The sequence below is a fragment of the Amaricoccus sp. genome (assembly GCF_036846665.1).
Taxonomy (GTDB): domain Bacteria; phylum Pseudomonadota; class Alphaproteobacteria; order Rhodobacterales; family Rhodobacteraceae; genus Amaricoccus.
In genome coordinates this window covers 1-2,239 of the sequence record NZ_DAIUBO010000380.1, presented here as the reverse complement: position 1 = coordinate 2,239, position 2,239 = coordinate 1, and the positions used below count along the sequence as shown (strand labels likewise).

Annotated in this window: 1 protein-coding gene; it reads left to right on the top strand. The window is 68.2% G+C overall.

The window, feature by feature from the left end; genetic code table 11:
* On the top strand, positions 1-2,239 hold a 2,239-nt coding region (gene leuS / locus V7050_RS20545), incomplete at both ends, for a leucine--tRNA ligase (RefSeq protein ID WP_324411215.1).

Genomic DNA, 2,239 nt, shown 5'->3' with positions numbered 1-2,239 from the left:
GGGCGACGTGGTGGCGCGCTACAAGGCGGCGCGGGGCCATAACGTGCTGCACCCGATGGGCTGGGACGCCTTCGGCCTGCCCGCCGAGAACGCCGCGATCGAGAAGGGCGTGCATCCCGGCGCCTGGACCTACGCCAATATCGACGCGATGCGGGCGCAGATGAAGCCGATGGGCTTCTCGATCGACTGGAGCCGCGAATTCGCCACCTGCGATCCGGAATACTACGGCCAGCAGCAGGCGATGTTCCTCGACATGCTGGAGGCGGGATTCGTCACGCGCAAGGCCGCGGTGGTGAACTGGGATCCGGTCGACATGACCGTGCTCGCCAACGAGCAGGTGATCGACGGCAAGGGCTGGCGCTCCGGAGCCCCCGTGGAGCGGCGCGAGCTCACCCAATGGTTCTTCCGCATCTCGGACATGGCCGAGGAACTGCTGGAGGCGCTCGACGGGCTGGGCGCCTGGCCGGAGAAGGTCCGGCTGATGCAGCGCAACTGGATCGGCAAGAGCCAGGGGCTGCAATTCGCCTTCGAGACCATCGGCGCACCGGAAGGCTTCGAACGGCTCGAGGTCTTCACCACCCGGCCGGATACGCTGCTCGGCGCGAGCTTCGCCGCGATCTCGCCGGACCATCCGCTCGCCCGGGCGCTGGAAGGCGACCCGGAGGTGGCTGCCTTCAACGCCGAATGCCGCCGGGCCGGCACCAGCGAGGAGGCGCTCGAGACGGCCGAGAAGCGCGGGATCGACACCGGCCTGAAGGTGCGCCACCCGCTCGACCCGCAGCGCACGCTGCCGGTCTGGATCGCCAATTTCATCCTGATGGACTACGGCACCGGCGCGATCTTCGGCTGCCCGGCGCATGACCAGCGCGACCTGGATTTCGTGCGCAGGTACGGGCTGCCGGTGATCGACGTCTTCAAGGCCGATCCCGCGGCGCCGGACGTGGCAGCGACCGCCTATGTGCCCCCGAAGTCACAGACTGTGACATATCTGCGTGGCTTTGCCGGCGAGCGTGCGATGACCGGCGATGCCGCCGTCGCCGCGGCGGTGGCCTATTGCGAGGCGCATGGCATCGGCCGGGGCGTCACCCGCTACCGGCTCCGCGACTGGGGCGTTAGCCGCCAGCGCTACTGGGGCTGCCCGATCCCGGTCGTGCATTGTCCCGCCTGCGGCACGGTTGGCGAGGCGCGGGCGAACCTGCCGGTGCGGCTGCCCGAGGACGTGCGCTTCGAGGGTTCGGGCAATCCGCTGGAGCGGCATCCGACCTGGAAGGAGACCACCTGCCCGCAATGCGGTGGCCCGGCCCGGCGCGAGACCGATACCATGGACACCTTCGTGGATTCGTCCTGGTATTTCGCCCGCTTCACCGCGCCCCATGCGACGACGCCGACCGATCTGGCGGCGGCCGACTACTGGATGAACGTCGACCAGTACATCGGCGGGGTGGAGCACGCGATCCTGCATCTGCTCTACAGCCGCTTCTTCGCGCGGGCGATGCAGCGCACCGGGCATCTGCCGGCGAAGGCGATCGAGCCCTTCGACGCGCTCTTCACCCAGGGCATGGTGACACACGAAGCGTACTACACAACTGAACAGAGCTCCGCGCAGCTCAAGGATTTCGGATTCGAGCAGGGACCGGGCGAAACGTCAGACACTTCGTTTCCCATGACGATAATGCGGTACCATTATCCCGAGGAAGTCGAGTGGCGCGACGGCGCTTCGTTCCTCAAAGGTACGGAGCAAAGAGTAGAGGTCGTTCCACCGACGAAGATGTCGAAGTCGAAAAAGAACGTTGTCGACCCCGCCGATATTATCGATCGGTTTGGCGCCGACACCGCGCGCTGGTTCGTGATGTCCGACAGCCCGCCGGAGCGCGACGTGGAATGGACCGCCGCCGGCGCCGAGGCGGCGGCGAAGCATCTGCAGCGGGTCTGGCGGCTCGCCGACGAGATCGCACGCGTCGGTGCCGAGCCCGGCGGCGTGGCCGGCGAGGAGGCGCTCGACCTGACCCGCGCCGCGCATCGCGCGATCCGCGACGTGACTGCCGACATCGAGGCTTTCGGCTTCAACCGGGCGGTGGCGCGGCTCTACGATTTCACCAATACCCTCTCGCGTGCCCCGGCGGATGCGCCCGGAATGGGCGCGGCGCGGGTTTTCGCGATGCGCATCCTCGCGCAGCTGATGGCGCCGATGGTGCCGCATCTGGCCGAGGAGGTCTGGGCGCGGCTCGGCGGGGGGGGG